This is a genomic window from Streptomyces sp. BPTC-684 (assembly GCF_030028635.1).
In the GTDB taxonomy this organism is placed as follows: domain Bacteria; phylum Actinomycetota; class Actinomycetes; order Streptomycetales; family Streptomycetaceae; genus Streptomyces; species Streptomyces noboritoensis.
In genome coordinates this window covers 333,430-351,574 of record NZ_CP124863.1, presented here as the reverse complement: position 1 = coordinate 351,574, position 18,145 = coordinate 333,430, and the positions used below count along the sequence as shown (strand labels likewise).

General features: G+C 70.7%; 15 protein-coding genes and 1 pseudogene. 2 read left to right on the top strand and 14 right to left on the bottom strand.

The genetic code is table 11. The features are described 5' to 3' along the window. Window positions 1–13 precede the first annotated feature (13 nt). Both QIY60_RS01595 and QIY60_RS01590 read right to left on the bottom strand, forming a co-directional pair. On the bottom strand, window positions 14–1,081 hold the full coding sequence (locus QIY60_RS01595; RefSeq protein WP_283140742.1) for an ADP-ribosylglycohydrolase family protein: 1,068 nt from the start codon (window positions 1,079–1,081) through the stop codon (window positions 14–16). Then, window positions 1,078–2,775, bottom strand: coding sequence for a BCCT family transporter (locus QIY60_RS01590; protein WP_283140741.1), 1,698 nt, complete (start codon window positions 2,773–2,775; stop codon window positions 1,078–1,080). The genes QIY60_RS01595 and QIY60_RS01590 overlap by 4 nt, the downstream gene beginning before the upstream one ends. Before the next feature lie 143 nt (window positions 2,776–2,918). Here QIY60_RS01590 and QIY60_RS01585 point away from each other — a divergent pair, with 143 nt between their 5' ends. Further along, window positions 2,919–4,073 carry a glycerate kinase gene (locus QIY60_RS01585; protein WP_283140740.1) on the top strand — a complete coding sequence of 385 codons (1,155 nt, stop codon included), beginning with the start codon at window positions 2,919–2,921 and terminating at the stop codon, window positions 4,071–4,073. A gap of 253 nt (window positions 4,074–4,326) precedes the next feature. On the opposite strand, the gene pssA is transcribed toward QIY60_RS01585, so the two are convergent. From pssA to QIY60_RS01540, 9 genes are all read right to left on the bottom strand, one after another. Continuing rightward, window positions 4,327–5,178, bottom strand: a complete 852-nt coding sequence (gene pssA, locus QIY60_RS01580; protein WP_283140739.1) for a CDP-diacylglycerol--serine O-phosphatidyltransferase — start codon at window positions 5,176–5,178, stop codon at window positions 4,327–4,329. Next, the gene (locus QIY60_RS01575) at window positions 5,165–5,821 is read right to left on the bottom strand and encodes a phosphatidylserine decarboxylase (RefSeq protein WP_067166206.1); all 657 of its coding nucleotides are present in this window, start codon (window positions 5,819–5,821) and stop codon (window positions 5,165–5,167) included. Before QIY60_RS01575 ends, pssA begins: the two co-directional genes overlap by 14 nt. A 185-nt stretch (window positions 5,822–6,006) precedes the next feature. Then, window positions 6,007–7,212, bottom strand: a complete 1,206-nt coding sequence (locus QIY60_RS01570; RefSeq protein ID WP_067166208.1) for an acyl-CoA dehydrogenase family protein — start codon at window positions 7,210–7,212, stop codon at window positions 6,007–6,009. 2 nt (window positions 7,213–7,214) lie between these two features. After that, window positions 7,215–7,727 (bottom strand): MaoC family dehydratase, encoded by a 513-nt coding sequence (locus tag QIY60_RS01565; protein WP_283140738.1) that lies wholly within the window; start codon window positions 7,725–7,727, stop codon window positions 7,215–7,217. Window positions 7,728–7,731: 4 nt separating this feature from the next. After that, on the bottom strand, window positions 7,732–8,748 hold the full coding sequence (locus tag QIY60_RS01560) for a CoA ester lyase (RefSeq protein ID WP_283140737.1): 1,017 nt from the start codon (window positions 8,746–8,748) through the stop codon (window positions 7,732–7,734). Continuing rightward, entirely contained in the window at window positions 8,745–10,757 is a 2,013-nt protein-coding gene (locus tag QIY60_RS01555) for a protein meaA (RefSeq protein ID WP_283140736.1), read from the bottom strand. Before QIY60_RS01555 ends, QIY60_RS01560 begins: the two co-directional genes overlap by 4 nt. A 14-nt stretch (window positions 10,758–10,771) precedes the next feature. Then, window positions 10,772–12,109 carry a crotonyl-CoA carboxylase/reductase gene (gene ccrA, locus QIY60_RS01550; RefSeq protein WP_283140735.1) on the bottom strand — a complete coding sequence of 446 codons (1,338 nt, stop codon included), beginning with the start codon at window positions 12,107–12,109 and terminating at the stop codon, window positions 10,772–10,774. Between the two features lie 372 nt (window positions 12,110–12,481). Continuing rightward, window positions 12,482–13,300 carry a TetR family transcriptional regulator gene (locus tag QIY60_RS01545; protein ID WP_257583987.1) on the bottom strand — a complete coding sequence of 273 codons (819 nt, stop codon included), beginning with the start codon at window positions 13,298–13,300 and terminating at the stop codon, window positions 12,482–12,484. 115 nt (window positions 13,301–13,415) lie between these two features. Continuing rightward, window positions 13,416–15,197 (bottom strand): 3-hydroxyacyl-CoA dehydrogenase, encoded by a 1,782-nt coding sequence (locus QIY60_RS01540; protein ID WP_283140734.1) that lies wholly within the window; start codon window positions 15,195–15,197, stop codon window positions 13,416–13,418. Between the two features lie 529 nt (window positions 15,198–15,726). Here QIY60_RS01540 and QIY60_RS01535 point away from each other — a divergent pair. Then, the gene (locus QIY60_RS01535; RefSeq protein ID WP_283140733.1) at window positions 15,727–16,302 is read left to right on the top strand and encodes an adenylosuccinate lyase; all 576 of its coding nucleotides are present in this window, start codon (window positions 15,727–15,729) and stop codon (window positions 16,300–16,302) included. Here QIY60_RS01535 and QIY60_RS01530 read toward each other — a convergent pair. From QIY60_RS01530 to QIY60_RS01520, 3 genes and pseudogenes are all read right to left on the bottom strand, one after another. Continuing rightward, window positions 16,296–16,785, bottom strand: a pseudogene (locus QIY60_RS01530) (GNAT family N-acetyltransferase); the annotation flags it as partial. The gene QIY60_RS01535 and the pseudogene QIY60_RS01530 overlap by 7 nt on opposite strands. A gap of 23 nt (window positions 16,786–16,808) precedes the next feature. Continuing rightward, on the bottom strand, window positions 16,809–17,210 hold the full coding sequence (locus tag QIY60_RS01525; RefSeq protein WP_283140732.1) for a RidA family protein: 402 nt from the start codon (window positions 17,208–17,210) through the stop codon (window positions 16,809–16,811). Window positions 17,211–17,257: 47 nt separating this feature from the next. Next, the gene (locus QIY60_RS01520; RefSeq protein ID WP_349253982.1) at window positions 17,258–18,130 is read right to left on the bottom strand and encodes a radical SAM protein; all 873 of its coding nucleotides are present in this window, start codon (window positions 18,128–18,130) and stop codon (window positions 17,258–17,260) included. Between the last annotated feature and the right edge of the window lie 15 nt (window positions 18,131–18,145).

The window sequence follows — 18,145 nt, the reverse complement described above, 5'->3', positions numbered from 1 at the left end:
AACCCCGGGCCCCTCACGGCGCCAACCGCGCCAGCCGGGCCGTGCGTTCCGCCAGGTCCGTGATCCGTACGCCGTCGAAGCCGAACACCGCGCTGCTCACCCGGTCCTCCAGCGGGGCCGTCCACTGGGGTGGGATCGCCGAGGCGCCGCACAGGACCCCCGCCACCGAACCCGCCGTCGCCCCGTTGGAGTCCGTGTCCAGGCCGCCTCGGACCGTCAGGGCGATCGTGCGGGTGAAGTCGCCTTCGCCGTACAGGAGTCCGGCCGTCAGGACCGCCGCGTTCGGGATCGTGTGGATCCAGCCGAGTCGGGCCGTGTCGGCCGTCAGTTCGTCCAGGGCCTCGGACCAGGCGACGCCCGCCGTGTGCAGGGAGAGGGCACGGCGGACCGTGCGGGCCAGGCGGCTGCTCGCCGGGATGCGGAGCAGGGACGTCTCGATCGCCTCGCGCGGGCCGTCCGCCGTGAACGCCGCCGCGACCAGCGCCGCCGCCCACATCGCCCCGTACACCCCGTTGCCGGTGTGGGACAGGACCGCGTCGCGGCGGGCCAGGGCGGCGGCCCGGCGGGGGTCGCCCGGCGAGGTCCAGCCGTAGACGTCCGCGCGGATCAGCGCGCCGATCCACTCCTGGTACGGGTTGTCGTACGTGGCCGTCAGCGGCGGCTTCAGCCCGTTCGCCAGATTGCGGTACGCGGCCCGCTCTGCCGTGAACGTCTGGAGGTAGGGAAGGCGCAGCAGCCACAGCTCGCCCACCTGCTCGGTCGTGAAGGCGAAACCGTGGGTCTCCAGGAGGTGCAGGCCCAGCACCGCGTAGTCCACGTCGTCGTCCCGGCAGCTGCCGTGGACGCGGCCGCGCACGCACTGCCGCCACTCCGGCCGCAGCTCGAACTCGCCCGGAGCGGCGGGCGGCAGCAGGTCGGGGTCCGGGAGGTAGTCGGTCAGCGGGAGCGCGTCCGCGCGGCGCAGATAGCGGTCGATGCGGTCCCGCGTCCAGTAGTCCCCGCGCTCCACCGGCTTGCCGAGCATGTTGCCCGCGATCCGCCCGAGCCATCCGCCGAGGATCCGGTCCGCCAGCTCTGTCATCCTTCTGGTGTACCCGATGGAGTGCCGGAACCGCCGTCACCCGTACGGTACTTGGCCGTACGGCGGCCCTGCTCGGTGAGCGCCTCGCCCACCATGGCCCGCACCGCGTCCCGCACCCCGTGCAGCGCGTGGCCGCGCGCGGGCCCGGCGCCCGGGTCCTCGCGCAGCTCCTTCAGGAGCGCCCAGCACAGCCCGAGCATCACCAGGACGAACGGCAGCGCCACCAGGATCGTGGCCGTCTGGAGCGATTTCAGGCCGCCCGCGACGAGCAGCACCGCCGCGACCGCCGCCATCAGCACGCCCCAGAGCACCACCAGCCAGGTCGGCGGGTGCAGCGAGCCCCGGCTGGTCAGCGAGCCCATCACCAGCGAGGCCGAGTCGGCGCTGGTGATGAAGTACGTCATGACCAGGACCATCGCGAGGTACGAGGTCACCGTGCCGATGGGCAGCGCGTCCAGCATCGCGAAGAGCGAGGCCTCGGCGCCGTCCTTCACCTTGGCCGCCAGATCGGCCGTCCCCGTGGAGTCGAGGCGGATCGCGGTCCCGCCCATCACGCAGAACCACAGGACGGTCGCCCCGCTCGGCACGAGCAGCACCCCGACCAGGAACTCGCGGACGGTGCGGCCGCGCGAGATCCGCGCGATGAAGGTCCCGACGAACGGCGCCCAGGACAGCCACCACGCCCAGTAGAAGATCGTCCAGGCCCCCAGCCAGGTCCGGTCGGTGAAGGCGCCGGTGCGGCTGGCCATCGGCAGCAGCTCGTGCAGGTAGCCGCCGAGGGATGCCGGGATCGTGTCCAGTACGTACACCGTCGGTCCGAGCAGGAACACGAACACCATCAGGGCGGCGGCGAGCACGATGTTCACCGTCGACAGCCACTTCACGCCCTTGTGCAGCCCCGAGAACGCGGACAGAACGAAGGCCGCCGAGAGCGAGGCGATGATGATCAGCTCGGTGGCCGTGGAGTCGTTCACGTCCGCCGTGATCTCCAGGCCCTTGGCGACCTGGAGCGCGCCGAGGCCGAGGCTGGTCGCGGTGCCGAAGACGGTCGCGAAGACCGCGAGCAGGTCGATGCACCGGCCGGGCCAGCCGTCCGCGCGCCGGGCGCCGATCAGCGGCACGAAGGCGGCGGAGAGCCGGTTGCCGCGCGCCTTGCGGAAACCGGCGTACGCGAGGGCCAGCCCCGCCATGCCGTAGATCGCCCAGGGGGTGAGCGTCCAGTGGAAGAACGAGTACTCCAGGGCCGTGCGCGCCGCGTCGCCGGTCCGGGGCGCGGCGCCGCTCGCGGGCGGCGGGGTCAGGTAGTGGGTGAGCGGCTCGCCCACCCCGTAGAACATCAGGCCGATGCCCATGCCCGCGCTGAACATCATCGCGATCCACGCGAGGTTGGTGAACTCGGGCTCGGAGTCGTCGGCGCCGAGCCGGATCCGCCCGTACCGGCTGATCGCGAGCACCACGCACAGCACGAGGAAGATGTCGGCGGCGATCACGAACAGCCAGGCGAAGTTGGCGAGGACCCAGGCCAGGGCGGTGGCGGAGGCGCTGTCGAAGGAGTGCTTGCCGAGCGCGGCCCAGGCGACCACGGCCGCCACCGCGGCCACCCCGATCGCGACGACGGTGAGGTCGGGGGCGGGGCTCTCGGCCTCGCCGGGCGGGGCGCCGGGCCCGGAATGATCGATCGAATCCGTGCTCATGCCGCCCCACTATGGTCCGCGATATGGAGGTTTCGTGGGGTGGCACGCCGTCCCGCCGTGCATGACACCTATGGGCAGGGGCGCGTACGGCGGATAGGGTCGGAGCGGCGCGACTGCCTGTTCGATAGCAAGGGATTAGCAAGGTGACGGACGGAGCAGTTTTCGAATCCGCGCGCGTGCTGGTGGCGGCGGACAAGTTCAAGGGCTCGCTCACGGCCGTACAGGTCGCGGAGCGGGTGACGGCCGGGCTGCGGCGGATCGTGCCCGGTCTGGCGGTGGAGACCCTGCCGGTCGCCGACGGCGGCGACGGCACGGTCGCGGCGGCGGTCGCGGCCGGGTTCGCCCGCCGCGAGGCCCGGGTCACCGGCCCGCTCGGCACCCCGGTCACCGCGGCCTTCGCGGTACGGGACGGGGTGGCCGTGGTCGAGATGGCGGAGGCGTCCGGCCTCCAGCACCTCCCCGAGGGCGTCTTCGCCCCGCTGACCGCCACCACGTACGGCTCGGGTGAGCTGCTGCTCGCCGCGCTCGACGCGGGGGCGCGCACGATCGTGTTCGGGGTGGGCGGCAGCGCCACCACGGACGGCGGCGCGGGCATGCTCTCGGCGCTCGGGGCGCGCTTCCTGGACGCGGCGGGCGAGCCCGTGGCGCCGGGCGGCGGCCCTTTGGCGACGCTGGCCGCGGCCGACCTCTCCGGCCTGGACCCCCGTTTCGCCTCGGTCGACCTGGTGCTGGCCAGCGACGTGGACAACCCGCTGACGGGGCCCAAGGGGGCGCCAGCGGTGTACGGGCCGCAGAAGGGCGCCACGCCCGAGGACGTGGCGACCCTGGACGCGGCGCTCGGCCGCTTCGCCGAGGTCCTGGAGGAGTCCGTGGGCGCCCGTGCGGCCGAGGCGGCCCTCGCCCCGGGCGCGGGCGCGGCGGGCGGCATCGGGTACGGCGCGCTGGTGGCGCTGGGGGCCACGTTCCGGCCCGGCATCGAGGTCATGCTGGACGTCCTCGGCTTCGCCCCGGCCCTGGCCCGGGCCACCCTGGTGATCACCGGCGAGGGCTCGCTGGACGAGCAGACCCTGCACGGGAAGGCTCCGGCGGGTGTGGCGGCGGCGGCCCGGGCGGCGGGCATCGAGGTGGTCGCGGTCTGCGGACGCCTGGCCCTGCCCCCGGAGGCCCTCGGCAAGGCGGGCATCCGCCGCGCCTACGCCCTCACGGCCCTGGAGCCGGACCCGGCGCGGTGCATGGCGGAGGCGGGGCCGCTGCTTGAGCGCACGGCGGAGCGGATTGCCCAGGACTTCCTGACCTGACCGCTTCGGCTGCGGGCCGTCTCTGGTTGCTCGCGCAGTTCCCCGCGCCCCTGACCCCCAGGGGCGCGGGGAACTGCGCGCTCGGCCACGCACGGTCTGCTGACGCGAGGGTCGTTCTTCGTCCGCGGCCCGGTGGGGGGCCGGTCGCGCAGTTCCCCGCGCCCCTAGGGGGCACCCCAGCCGCCCGGCACGGCAAGAAGGGCCCCGGACCAAGTGGTCCGGGGCCCTTCGCGTACAGGCACAGCGCGTAGCGCTACGGCAACTGGGCCGCCCGCGCCTCGCGGCGGTTGTCGCGGATCGAGTTCACCCGGCGAGCCGTGGCGAACAGGGGAATCACCGCGCCCAGGACGACCTGGAGCACACAGCCCGTCTGGAGCAGCAGCTGACCACCGGGCGCGTCGAACGCCCACGCCGCGAGCAGCCCCATCGCGCCCACGATCCAGCTGAGCATGGCCACCGCGAGGATGCCCCGCGGCTTCGGGTACTCGACCCGGCTGACCATCAGCCACGCGACCCCTATGACGGCGAGCAACGTCGGCACGAACGGGAGCTCAAGGAGCACGATCGAGACGACGGTCAGCGCGCCGAAGGGGCTCGGCATGCCCTGGAACATGCCGTCCTTCATCGTCACGCACGAGAATCTCGCCAGCCGCAGCACCACCGCCAGCAGCACCGTGATCGCCGCCACGGCCGCCACCCGCTGATGGGCGTCGTCCGCGACCATGCCGTACACGAGCACGAAGTACGCCGGGGCGAGCCCGAAGCTGATCAGGTCCGAGAGGTTGTCCAGCTCGGCCCCCATCGGCGAGCTCCGCAGCTTCCGCGCGACCAGGCCGTCGCAGAGGTCGAAGATCGCCGCGAGCAGCATCAGGATCACGGCGGTCGCGGCGGAGTGCCGCGCCATGCCGGACTCGGCGCTGCCCGACAGGTGCGGGATGAGGATTCCGGTGGTGGTGAAGTACACCGCCATGAACCCGCAGGTCGCGTTGCCGAGCGTGAGGGTGTCCGCTATCGACAGCCGCAGGGAGAGGGGCATCTCCTCCGCGTCGTCGGCGTCCGCGCCCGGCACCCAGTCGGTCTGGGTGTCCGGATCAATCACGGTCAATTCGAGTCACCCCCGCAGTGGTCTTCTGCCCGACCTCGACAGCGACCTCGACCCCCTCCGGAAGGTAGATGTCGACGCGGGAGCCGAACCGGATGAGACCGATCCGCTCGCCCTGCTCCACCTTGGTGCCCTGGGGGATGTAGGGGACGATCCGCCGCGCCACCGCACCCGCGATCTGCACCATCTCGATGTCGCCGAGCTCGGTGTCGAAGTGCCAGACAACGCGCTCGTTGTTCTCGCTCTCCTTGTTGAACGCCGGAACGAACCCGCCGGGCACGTGCTCGACGGACGTCACCGTGCCGGCCAGGGGCGCGCGGTTGACGTGGACGTTCAGCGGGCTCATGAAGATCGCGACGCGGGTGCGTCCGTCCTTCCACGGCATGATGCTCTGCACCACGCCGTCGGCGGGGGAGATGACCCGCCCGGTAGCGATCTCGCGCTCGGGGTCGCGGAAGAACCACAGCATGCCCGCCGCGAGCGCGGTGGCGGGCACGGCCACGGCCTTGGCGGCGCCGGAGCGGCGCGCGCGGGCGAGGCTGAGGGCTGCGGTGGCGACGGTCGGCAGAAGCCACGGCGATGCTCCGCGAGCAAGACGTCCCTGGAGGAAACCGTCGCGAGATGCAGAGGTTTGGCTGTGGGGCATGGATGACCTTCGTAGCGGATGATGCCGCGCTGGCAAGTGGGGGACGGCGGCTGGTTTACCAGCGATGCTATCGGTTGCGAGCCGCAACTGGGAAAGCCAGAAGCCGAGTCGGTCGGCCGGAAGCCCTTAGGAAACGCTTACAGGGTGTGATGTTCTTCGCGGCCGAACCGACCTAAAAGCGGCAATCAACCCTGGAATCGGTACTCTTCGAGAAGCCGACGCCCAATGATCATTTTTTGGATCTCGGCGGTACCTTCACCGATGAGCAGCATCGGCGCCTCGCGGTACAGGCGCTCGATCTCGTACTCCTTCGAGAAGCCGTAGCCACCGTGGATACGGAAGGCGTCCTCCACGACCTCCTTGCAGTATTCGGAGGCGAGGTACTTCGCCATCCCTGCCTCAAGGTCGTTTCGTTCCCCGGAGTCCTTTTTGCGTGCTGCGTTGACCATCATGGCATGAGCGGCCTCGACCTTGGTAGCCATCTCGGCCAGCTTGAACTGAATTGCCTGGTGCTGGGCGATCGCCTTGCCGAAAGTGTGACGTTGCTGGGCATACGAGACACCCAGCTCAAATGCACGCTGAGCGACGCCGCAACCACGCGCCGCGACGTTGACGCGGCCGACCTCGACTCCGTCCATCATTTGGTAAAACCCTCGGCCGGTGACCCCGCCGAGGACCCGATTGGCCGGAATGCGCAGTCCGTCCATGATGAGTTCGGTCGTGTCGACGCCCTTGTAACCCATCTTGTCGATCTTGCCGGGGATGGTCAGGCCGGGTCGGACCTCGCCGAAGCCGGGCTCCTTCTCCACCAGGAAGGTCGTCATCGACTTGTGGGGGGCGGTGCCCTCGGGGTGTCCTTCGTCACTCCGGCACAGAACGGCCACGAGCGATGACGTTCCGCCATTGGTCAGCCACATCTTCTGGCCGTTCAGGACGTACTCGTCGCCGTCCTTGACGCCCTTGGACGTGATCGCCGACACATCCGAGCCGAGCGCCGGCTCCGACATCGAGAACGCGCCGCGCACCTCGCCCAGCGCCATCCGGGGCAGGAAGGTGTCCTTCTGCTCCTGGGTGCCGTGCTGCTTGAGCATGTACGCCACGATGAAGTGCGTGTTGATGATGCCGGAGACCGACATCCAGCCGCGCGCGATCTCCTCGACGCAGAGCGCGTACGTCAGGAGCGACTCGCCCAGACCGCCGTACTCCTCGGGGATCATCAGCCCGAACAGGCCGAGCTCCTTGAGGCCTTCGACGATCTGCGTCGGGTACTCGTCCTTGTGCTCCAGCTGCGTCGCGACCGGAATGATCTCCTTGTCGACGAAGTCCCGGACGGTGGCCAGGATTTCCTGCTGGACGTCGGTCAGACCGGCGGTCTGCGCGAGACGGGCCATGGCTACTTCTCCTGCGACTTGAGCTGGGGGCGGCCGGGCTGCTCGCCGCCGCGCTCCTTGATGTACGTCTCGGTGGGGACCATCACCTTGCGGCGGAACACGCACACCAGCGTGCCGTCCTGCTTGTAGCCCTTGGTCTCGACGTGGACGATCCCGCGGTCCGACTTGGACTTGGAGGGCGTCTTGTCGAGGACCGTCGTCTCGCCGTAGATCGTGTCGCCGTGGAAGGTCGGCGCCACGTGCTTGAGCGACTCCACCTCCAGGTTGGCGATCGCCTTGCCGGACACGTCCGGCACGCTCATACCGAGCAGCAGCGAGTAGATGTAGTTGCCCACGACAACGTTCTTGCCGAAGTCGGTGGTCCGCTCCGCGTAGTTGCTGTCCATGTGGAGCGGGTGGTGGTTCATGGTGAGCAGACAGAACAGGTGGTCGTCGTACTCCGTCACCGTCTTCCCGGGCCAGTGCTTGTACACGTCGCCGACGGTGAACTCTTCGTAGGTGCGGCCGAACTGCATGGTGTTACGCCTCCGGGATCTCGAACTTCGACGTGCGCTGCATACCGGCCGCCCGGCCCTTGCCCGAGATGACCAGCGCCATCTTGCGGCTGGCCTCGTCGATCATCTCGTCGCCGAGCATCGCCGAGCCCTTCTTGCCGCCGGCCTCGGAGGTGAAGTACTCGTACGCGTCGAGGATGAGCTCGGCGTGGTCGTAGTCCTCCTGCGAGGGCGAGAAGACCTCGTTGGCCGCCTCGACCTGGCCGGGGTGCAGCACCCACTTGCCGTCGAAGCCGAGGGCGGCGGCACGCTGGGCGACCGCCTTGTAGCCGTCGATGTTCTTGATCTGGAGGTAGGGGCCGTCGATCGCCTGGAGGTTGTTGGCGCGGGCGGCCATCAGGATCTTCATCAGGATGTAGTGGTAGGCGTCCGCCGGGTAGCCGGGCGGCTGCTCGCCCACGACCAGCGACTTCATGTTGATCGACGCCATGAAGTCGGCCGGGCCGAAGATGATCGTCTCGACGCGCTGGGAGGCCGTCGCGATCTCGTTGACGTTGTTCAGGCCCTGGGCGTTCTCGATCTGCGCCTCGATGCCGATCTTGCCGACCTCGAAGCCCATCGTCTTCTCGATCTGGGTCAGCAGGAGGTCGAGGGCGACGATCTGCTGGGCGGTCTGCACCTTCGGCAGCATGATGCAGTCGAGGTTGTGCCCCGCGCCCTCGACGACCGTCACGACGTCGCGGTACGTCCACTCGGTCGTCCAGTCGTTGACCCGCACGACCCGGGTCTTGCCGGTCCAGTCGCCCTCGTTGAGGAACTTGACGATGGTGTGCCGGGCCTCCGGCTTGGCGAGCGGGGCACAGGCGTCCTCCAGGTCCAGGAAGACCTGGTCGGCGGGGAGGCCCTGCGCCTTCTCCAGGAAGCGCGGGTTCGAGCCCGGGACGGCCAGGCACGAACGGCGCGGGCGCAAACGAGAGGTGTCGGCCCGCAGGGACGTCGTTTGAGGGTGGTGGTGGGAGACGGGAGGGCGGTTGACGGTCATGCGGGGACCTCCAGAGGGTCGAGCTTGTTCGCTTTCCGGATCTCGTCGACGATACGGCCGATGATCTCCGTGATACCGAAGTCCTTCGGGGTGAATACGGCGGCCACACCCGCCTTGCACAGCTCCTCGGCGTCCGCCGGCGGGATGATCCCCCCGACGATCACCGGGATGTCGGGAGCGCCGGCCTCGCGCAGCCGCGCCAGCACGTCCGGGACCAGCTCGGCGTGCGAGCCGGACAGGATCGAGAGGCCCACGCAGTGCACATCCTCCGCCAGGGCGGCGTTGACGATCTGCTCGGGGGTCAGCCGGATCCCCTGGTAGACCACCTCGAAACCGGCGTCACGCGCGCGTACGGCGATCTGCTCGGCGCCGTTGGAGTGCCCGTCCAGGCCCGGCTTGCCCACCAGCAGGCGCAGCCGGCCGGAGCCGAGCTCGTCGGCCGTACGGGTCACCTTCTCGCGCACCAGAGCCAGCGGCGTGCCCGCCTCGGCCGGGACCGCGACCGGAGCCGAGGAGACCCCGGTCGGCGCCCGGAACTCGCCGAAGACGTCGCGCAGCGCCCAGGACCACTCGCCGGTCGTGACGCCCGCGCGGACGCACTCCAGGGTCGCGGCCATCAGGTTCTCGGACCCGGCGGCCGCCTTCTTCAGGGCCGCCAGCGCCTCCGACGCCCGGGTCTCGTCCCGGTTGTCGCGCCACTCGTGGAGCTTGGCCACCACCCGCGCCTCGTTCGCCGGGTCCACCGTCATGATCGCGGTGTCCAGGTCGGAGGTGAGCGGATTGGGCTCGGTCGACTCGTAGCAGTTGACGCCGACGATCTTCTCCTCGCCGCCCTCGATACGGGCCCGGCGCTCGGCGTGCGAGGAGACCAGCTGCGACTTGAGGTAGCCGGACTCGACGGCCGCCATCGCGCCGCCCATCTGCTGGATCCGCTCGATCTCGGCCAGGCACTCCTCGACCAGCGACTCCACCTTGGCCTCGATGACGTGCGACCCGGCGAAGATGTCCTCGTACTCCAGGAGGTCGCTCTCGTGGGCGAGGACCTGCTGGATGCGCAGCGACCACTGCTGGTCCCAGGGGCGCGGCAGACCGAGCGCCTCGTTCCAGGCGGGGAGCTGGACGGCCCGCGCGCGGGCGTCCTTCGACAGCGTCACGGCCAGCATCTCCAGGACGATCCGCTGGACGTTGTTCTCCGGCTGCGCCTCGGTCAGGCCCAGCGAGTTGACCTGGACGCCGTAGCGGAAGCGGCGCTGCTTGGCGTCCTCGATGCCGTACCGCTCGCGCGTCACCTTGTCCCAGATGCGGCCGAACGCCCGCATCTTGCACATCTCCTCGATGAACCGGACACCCGCGTTCACGAAGAACGAGATCCGCGCGACCACCTCGCCCTTGCGGTCCTCGGGCACCTGCCCGGACGCGAACACCGCGTCGAGCACGGCGATCGCGGTGGACATCGCGTACGAGATCTCCTGGACCGGGGTGGCCCCCGCCTCCTGGAGGTGGTAGCTGCAGATGTTGATCGGGTTCCACTTGGGGATGTGGTTGACCGTGTACGTGATCATGTCGGTGGTCAGCCGCAGCGACGGACCGGGCGGGAAGACGTGCGTCCCGCGCGACAGGTACTCCTTGACGATGTCGTTCTGCGTCGTGCCCTGCAGCCGGGTGATGTCGGCGCCCTGCTCCTCGGCGACCACCTGGTACATGGCCAGCAGCCACATCGCGGTGGCGTTGATGGTCATCGAGGTGTTCATCTGCTCCAGGGGGATGTCCTGGAACAGCCGCCGCATGTCACCGAGATGGGACACCGGGACCCCGACCCGGCCCACCTCGCCGCGGGCGAGGATGTGGTCCGGGTCGTAGCCGGTCTGCGTGGGCAGGTCGAAGGCGACCGACAGGCCGGTCTGGCCCTTGGCGAGGTTGCGCCGGTAGAGCTCGTTGGACGCCTCGGCGGTCGAGTGGCCGGCGTACGTCCGCATGAGCCAGGGCCGGTCCTTGTGACGCTCAGTCATGTGTCGCTCCGTGCTCAGATGTTGCGGAAGCGGTTGATGGCGTCGAGGTGCTGGGCGCGGAGTTCGTGGTCGCGGACGCCGAGGCCTTCGCGGGGGGCGAGGGCGAGGACGCCGACCTTGCCCTGGTGGAGGTTGCGGTGGACGTCGTAGGCGGCCTGCCCGGTCTCTTCGAGGCTGTAGACCTTGGAGAGGGTGGGGTGGATCTTGCCCTTGGCGACGAGGCGGTTGGCCTCCCAGGCTTCGCGGTAGTTGGCGAAGTGCGAGCCCACGATCTTCTTCAGCGACATCCACAGGTAGCGGTTGTCGTACTCGTGGTTGTAGCCGGAGGTGGAGGCGCAGGTGACGATGGTGCCGCCCTTGCGGGTGACGTACACGCTGGCGCCGAAGGTCTCGCGGCCCGGGTGCTCGAAGACGATGTCCACGTCCTCGCCGCCGGTCAGCTCGCGGATGCGCTTGCCGAAGCGCTTCCACTCGCGCGGGTCCTGGGTGTGCTCGTCCTTCCAGAACTTGTACCCCTCGGCGTTGCGGTCGATGACCGCCTCGGCGCCCATGGCGCGGCAGATGTCGGCCTTCTCCGGGCTGGAGACGACACAGATCGGCGTGGCGCCACCGGCCAGCGCGAACTGCGTGGCGTACGAGCCCAGGCCGCCGCTGGCGCCCCAGATCAGGACGTTGTCGCCCTGCTTCATGCCTGCGCCGTTGCGGGAGACGAGCTGGCGGTAGGCGGTGGAGTTCACCAGACCGGGCGCCGCCGCCTCCTCCCAGCTGAGGTGGTCGGGCTTGGGCATCAGCTGGTTCGACTTGACCAGCGCGATCTCCGCGAGGCCGCCGAAGTTGGTCTCGAAGCCCCAGATGCGCTGCTCGGGGTCGAGCATGGTGTCGTTGTGGCCGTCGCTCGACTCCAGCTCCACCGACAGGCAGTGCGCCACGACCTCGTCGCCGGGCTTCCACGCGTTCACGCCGGGGCCGGTGCGCAGGACCACGCCCGCCAGGTCCGAACCGATCACGTGGTACGGCAGGTCATGCCGCTTGGTCAGCTCGCTGAGCTTGCCGTAGCGCTCCAGGAACCCGAACGTCGAGAGCGGCTCGAAGATCGACGTCCACACCGAGTTGTAGTTGACCGAGGAGGCCATGACGGCCACCAGGGCCTCGCCGGGGCCGAGTTCGGGGACCGGCACCTCGTCGAGGTGCAGCGACTTGCGCGGGTCCTTGTCCCGGGTGGCGAGCCCGGCGAACATCTCCGTCTCGTCCTTGTGCACGGTGATCGCGCGGTACGACTCGGGGATCGGCAGAGCCGCGATGTCCGCGGCCGTACTGTCCTGCGACTGAATCGCGTCCAGGATTTCCTTCACGGTGGTGCCTCCGGCGAAGCGCGTTGGGAACGCTGAGGGGACTGCTGCTGTGGAGGTGTGCCGTCGGTTCGGCGGTACTACGGGATCGGCGGCGCCTGGTGGGCGCGGGAGGGTGCCTGTGACGCAGGCGTCCGGGCGCGCTCGCTGGGGAAGCTTGCGGGGACAGCCGGCGTACGAGAGGTCTCTGCACGCCGGCCGCCCGGACAACATCAACGTATGGCACGCAGTGCCAGTCGGCAAGACACCGCGTGCCAACAATTTCTCTCAATTGCGTAATGACCTGCACGAATGAGCGATGATCGATCGGATGCCACCTCGGAGAACGCGAAAGGCCCGCCCCGAACGGGGGCGGGCCTTCACTTTTCGGACAGGTCAGCGCTGCCGGAGCGCCTTCTTGATCGACTGCATGATCTCGTCCAGCGGCGCGTCCGTACGCGCCACCGCGACCAGCACCTCGTCGCTGGTGGAGACGGACGCGGCGGCGGGCTTCGGCTCGGCCGTGCGCCCCGCCCCGATCCCGGAGCCGAAGGTGTCCCGGACGATCGCGAAGGCGTGGTCGAGCTGGGTCTCCACATCGCCCTGGCCGCCGGCCCGCAGCCAGCGCCGCAGCACGTGGTTGTGCGCGGTGACGACCGCCGAGGCGGCCACCTCCGCGAGCAGCGGGTCGTCGTTCCCGGCGTGGTGCTCGTGCTCGTCGAAGTGGCCGAGCAGATACCGGGTGAAGAGCCGCTCGTAGCGGGCCACCGAGGCGATCTCGGCCTCCCGCAGGGTGGGCACCTCGCGGGTCAGCTTGTAGCGCGCCACGGAGACCGAGGGGGAGGAGGCGTACATCTTCATGACCTCCTTGATCCCCCGGCACACCGTGTCCAGCGGATGCTCGTGCGGGGGCGCGGCGTTGAGCACCGCCTCGGCCCGTACGAGGGTGTCGTCGTGGTCGGGGAAGATCGCCTCTTCCTTGGAGCGGAAGTGGCGGAAGAAGGTGCGGCGGGCGACCCCGGCGCGGGCCGCGATCTCGTCGACCGTGGTGGCCTCGTACCCCTTGGCCGAGAAGAGCTCCATTGCCGCGGCCGCCAGCTCGCGGCGCATTTTGAGCCGCTGGGCGGCCGCGCGGCTGCCGGCGGCACTTTCCGGGGCGTCGGGCGTGGCGGACGTTCGGGTCGGCCGTTTCGATGAGGCAGCGGGCTGGGGCATGGACCGAACGTACTGCATGTGTGCAGGAAGTCGCGCTCGCGGGGGCGGACCGCCCGAGGGATCGAGCAGCCCGCCCCAGCCCTCCCCCGGCCGGTGGACGGGGGAGCCCCACGGGTCAGCGGCGGGCATACTCGCGGAATCCACGGCCCGTCTTGCGGCCCAGGCACCCGGCCGCGACCAGGTGCTCCAGGAGCGGGGCGGGCGCCAGGCCCGGGTCGCGGAACTCGGCGTGCAGCACCTTCTCGATGGCCAGGGACACATCGAGGCCGACCACGTCGAGGAGTTCGAACGGCCCCATCGGGTAGCCGCCGCCGAGCCGCATCGCCGCGTCGATGTCGTCGAGCGAGGCGTAGTGCTCCTGGACCATCTTGATCGCGTTGTTGAGGTACGGGAAGAGCAGCGCGTTCACGATGAACCCGGCCCGGTCCCCGCAGTCCACCGGGTGCTTGCGGATCTTCGCGGTGACCTCGCGGACGGTGGCGTGCACCTCGTCCGAGGTGAGGACCGTGCGGACCACCTCGACCAGCTTCATCGCGGGCGCCGGGTTGAAGAAGTGCATCCCGATGACGTCCTGCGGGCGCGAGGTGGCGCGGGCGCAGGCGACGACCGGCAGCGAGGAAGTGGTGGTGGCGAGCACCGCGCCCGGCTTGCAGATCTTGTCCAGGGACGCGAACAGCTGCTGCTTGACCCCCAGGTCCTCGGCGACCGCCTCGACGGCCAGGTCCACCTCGGCGAAGGCCTCAAGGGCCCCGGCCGGGGTGATGCGGGCGAGCGTCTCGTCGCGGGCCTCGGCCGTCATCCGGCCCTTGTCGACAGAGCGCGAAAGCGACTTGGCTATACGGGACTTGGCGGTCTCGGCCTTCTCCAGGCCGCGCGCGGCGAGGACCACGTCGTACCCGGCCTTGGCGAAGACCTCGGCGATGCCGGAGGCCATGGTCCCGGAGCCGGCCACGCCGACCGAGCGGATCTCGCGGCCGACGCCCGTGCCCGCCGCCGCGGTGCGCGTCTGCGCGTCCGGCACCACGGTCGCGCTGCCCGGTGCCTCGTACGTGTAGAAGCCGCGGCCCGCCTTGCGGCCGGTCAGGCCCGCCTCGGTGAGCTGGCCGAGGATGGGCGCGGGGGCGTGCAGCCGGTCGTGCGAGTCGGTGTACATCGCCTCCAGGACCGTGCGGGCGGTGTCGATGCCGATCAGGTCGAGCAGCTCCAGGGGGCCCATCGGCAGCCCGCAGCCCAGCTTCATCGCCGCGTCGATGTCCTCGCGGGAGGCGTACTTCGACTCGTACATCGCGGCGGCCTGGTTGAGGTAGCCGAAGAGCAGCCCGTCCGCGACGAAGCCCGGGCGGTCGCCGACCGCGACCGGCTCCTTGCCGAGCGCCAGGGCGAGCTGGGTGACCGCGTCCACGGCGGGCGGCGCGGTGAGCACCGAGGAGACCACCTCGACCAGCTTCATCGCCGGGGCCGGGTTGAAGAAGTGCAGGCCCAGGACGCGCTCGGGGTGCGCCGACTCGGCGGCGAGCCGGGTCACCGAGAGGGCGTTGGTGCCGGTCGCCAGGATCGCGGTGGGCGCGACGATCGCGTCGAGCGCGGCGAACACCTGCTGCTTGAGCTCGTACGACTCGGGCACGACCTCGATGACCAGGTCGGCTTCGGCCGCCGCCTGGAGGTCGGTGAAGGTGCGGAACCGGGCGAGGACGTCGCGCCGCTCCTCCTCGGTGATGCGCTCGCGGGCCACGGCCCGGGCGGTGGACGCCTCCAGGGAGGCCACGGCCCGGCGGGCGGCCTGCTCGCTGATGTCGATGCCGATGACCTCGCGGCCCGCGCGGGTGAGCACGTCGGCGATGCCGGTGCCCATGGTGCCGAGACCGACCACGGCGACGGTGTTCAGGGGGGTGTCCATCACGGGACTCCAGGGTGAGTGACGACTGAGGAGAGGGCGCACGCGACCGGCATCCGGCTGTCGCGAAGGCGTCAGTGAAGACGCGGGTGCGCGCGGCGGCGCACGGCGTGCGGAAGGTGTGTCGTGGTGGTGCTGAGGGCCGACGGACCCGGTCCCGGGGCCACGCCGTGAAACTGCCGAACCGACGAACACTCGCGGTGGCTGCGTCACCAGGCCACCGGAGTTCGCGGGGGGTACCCGCTCACTTGAGATTAACTGGTGAGTAACGAGCGCGCCATAGCGCGGAGCCAGCGAGTCCATGTGATCTGGCTCGCCATCGCGTGCAGCCGGGGGCCGTGCCGTCGTTCGCCCGCGGACCGTGGTGGGTTGCTCGCGCAGTTCCCCGCGCCCCTGACTACCCAGGGGGCGCGGGGAACTGCGCGACCAGCCACAGACGGCCCGCACAGGTCCGGCAACCCAGGGGCGCGGGGAACGGCGCGGCCAGTCACGTCCCGCAGCCGAGTCCGGCCCGGCCCACTACGCTTCCCGCATGGACGAGGAGCTGCGGTCCTTGGCGGACCGGCTGCGGGGCGAGGCCAGGGCGTCGGGCGCGGTGCCGGCGTACGAGCGGCTGCTCTCGACCGACGACCGGGACGAGCTGGCGGCCGTGCTCACCGAGCGCGAACGGCCCCTGTGGGCGCGGGAGGTCGCGGCCTTCCGGCTCGGCTGCGCGGGGGACCGGCGCGCCTTCGAGGCGCTGGTGCTACTGCTCAACCACCGGGACCCGGAGCGCTGTGTCTCCGCCGCGCACGCCCTGGCCCGGCTCGGCGACCCGCGCACGGCACGGGCGGCGGCCGCGCTCGCCACCAACCAGCTGCGCACCGCCTACGCCCTGCACCCGGTGCGGCTGCTCACCGCACTGCGCGCCCCCGAGGCCGTACCGGCGCTGATCACCACCCTGCGGCCGCTGCTCTCGCCCGACACCCCTTACTGGCGGGTGGCACTGGCCTGTGTGGAGGGGCTGGGGGAGCTGGGCGACAAACGGGCGGTCGAGGTCCTGGAGACGGCGCTGGCCCGCCCCCGCCTCGCGTCGGCGGCCGCCGTGGCGCTCAGGCGCATCGCGTAGCGCACCTCGGGCACCGCGACCCCGTCCACGACGAAGTCCTCCTCGGCGCCGTCCGGGGCGAAGCCGGCGCGCTCGTAGAACCGTCTGGCCCGGTCGTTGGCCTTCAGGACCCACAGCAGCAGGTGCGGATACCCGTCGGCGGCCACGCGGGCGGTCAGCTCGGCCGCCAACAGCCGCCCGGCGCCCGTGGACCAGTGGTCGGGGTGCACATACAGGGCGTACAGCTCGCTGTCGGCCGTCCGCGCGCCGTCGTCCTCCCGGTACGGCCCGTAGCACCCCCAGCCGATCACCTCGCCCGCCCGCCCGCTCCGCGACCACGTTCACCACCGAGCCGTCGCCGTGGGCCAGCTGCTCCCGGCGGCGCTCGGCGTCCTGCTCCACGCTGAGGCGGTCCAGATACGACTGCGGCATCAGCCCCCGGTAGGCGGTCCGCCAGCCCTCGACGCGGACGGCCGCGACCGCCCCGCAGTCGGCCGCGGTCATGTCCCGTACGCCGATACCCCTGGTCAACGGTCGGCGACCACCGCGAACGCCTCGATCTCCATCAGGAGTTCGGGGCGGAACAGCGCCGCGACCTGCACCGCCGAGCTGGCGGGGAGCCGGCCGCTGTCGAGGTGTGCGTCCCGGGCCTCGCGGATCGCGGGCAGATGGGCGATGTCGGTGACGAAGACGGTCAGCTTCACCACGTCGTCGAAGGTCGCCCCCGCGGACTCCAGGCAGCGGCGCAGATTCTCGAAGATCTGCCGCGCCTGCGCCACCGGGTCGCCTTCCCCGACCACGTTCCCCTTCTCGTCCAGGGCGCACTGGCCGGATATCGCGATGAACCGGCCCGTGCCCCACACCACATGGCTGTAGTTGACGCCGGGTGCGAGGCCGTCCGGGGTGGCGATGTGCGTCAGCGAAGTCATGCGTCCATCCTGAACCATGCCACTGACAATCGGGCAGCGGGTTTTGGTCAGAGCAGGGTGAGCTGGGTCGGACCGGCAGGTTCCGGCTCCACACGCCGCGGAATGAGCCGGGCCGCGCCCCGGTGCGCCGGTCCGATGCCGAACTCGGTGGCCAGCTCGTGTACTTGGCGGGTGATCCGGCGCTGGTACCACTTCGGCGCGTACGCGCCCTCCGCGTACAGCCGCTCGTACCGCCGCACCAGATGTGGATGGTGCTCGGCGAGCCACCCCATGAACCACTCGCGCGCCCCCGGCCGCAGATGCAGCACCAGCGGGGTCACCGAGGTCGCGCCCGAGGCGGCGATCGCGCGGACGGTGGCGCGCAGCTGGTCGGGGTGGTCCCCGAGGAAGGGGATGACCGGCGCCATCAGGACCCCGCAGCCGATGCCGTGCTCGGTCAGCGTCCGTACGACGTCGAGGCGCCGCTCGGGCGCGGGCGTGCCCGGCTCGACCGTGCGCCACAGCGCGTGGTCCACGAACCCCACGGAGACGGAGATGCCGACGCGGGTGACCTCGGACGCCTCCTTGAGCAGCTCCAGATCCCGCAGGATCAGCGTCCCCTTGGTGAGGACGGAGAACGGGTTGGCGTGGTCGCGCAGCGCCTCGATGATCCCCGGCATCAGCCGGTAGCGGCCCTCGGCGCGCTGGTAGCAGTCGACGTTGGTGCCCATGGCGATGTGCGCGCCCTCCCACCGCCTGGAGGAGAGGTGGCGGCGCAGCAGCTCGGGCGCGTTGACCTTGACGACGATCTGCGAGTCGAAGCCGAGCCCGGTGTCGAGGTCGAGATAGCTGTGCGTCTTGCGGGCGAAGCAGTACACGCACGCGTACAGCCGTGAGTCACAACCGGTGGCTCTGACGGGTGCCCTAACCGATCGTCGCAGGTTAGGGGCATGATC

Coding starts and splice junctions, on each gene's coding strand:
- QIY60_RS01595 (WP_283140742.1), bottom strand. CDS start 1,081: ATGACAGAGCTGGCGGACCGGATCCTCGGCGGATGGCTCGGGCGGATC.
- QIY60_RS01590 (WP_283140741.1), bottom strand. CDS start 2,775: ATGAGCACGGATTCGATCGATCATTCCGGGCCCGGCGCCCCGCCCGGC.
- QIY60_RS01575 (WP_067166206.1), bottom strand. CDS start 5,821: ATGCCCCACAGCCAAACCTCTGCATCTCGCGACGGTTTCCTCCAGGGA.
- QIY60_RS01570 (WP_067166208.1), bottom strand. CDS start 7,212: ATGGCCCGTCTCGCGCAGACCGCCGGTCTGACCGACGTCCAGCAGGAA.
- QIY60_RS01565 (WP_283140738.1), bottom strand. CDS start 7,727: ATGCAGTTCGGCCGCACCTACGAAGAGTTCACCGTCGGCGACGTGTAC.
- QIY60_RS01560 (WP_283140737.1), bottom strand. CDS start 8,748: ATGACCGTCAACCGCCCTCCCGTCTCCCACCACCACCCTCAAACGACG.
- QIY60_RS01555 (WP_283140736.1), bottom strand. CDS start 10,757: ATGACTGAGCGTCACAAGGACCGGCCCTGGCTCATGCGGACGTACGCC.
- QIY60_RS01545 (WP_257583987.1), bottom strand. CDS start 13,300: ATGCCCCAGCCCGCTGCCTCATCGAAACGGCCGACCCGAACGTCCGCC.
- QIY60_RS01540 (WP_283140734.1), bottom strand. CDS start 15,197: ATGGACACCCCCCTGAACACCGTCGCCGTGGTCGGTCTCGGCACCATG.
- QIY60_RS01535 (WP_283140733.1), top strand. CDS start 15,727: ATGGACGAGGAGCTGCGGTCCTTGGCGGACCGGCTGCGGGGCGAGGCC.
- QIY60_RS01525 (WP_283140732.1), bottom strand. CDS start 17,210: ATGACTTCGCTGACGCACATCGCCACCCCGGACGGCCTCGCACCCGGC.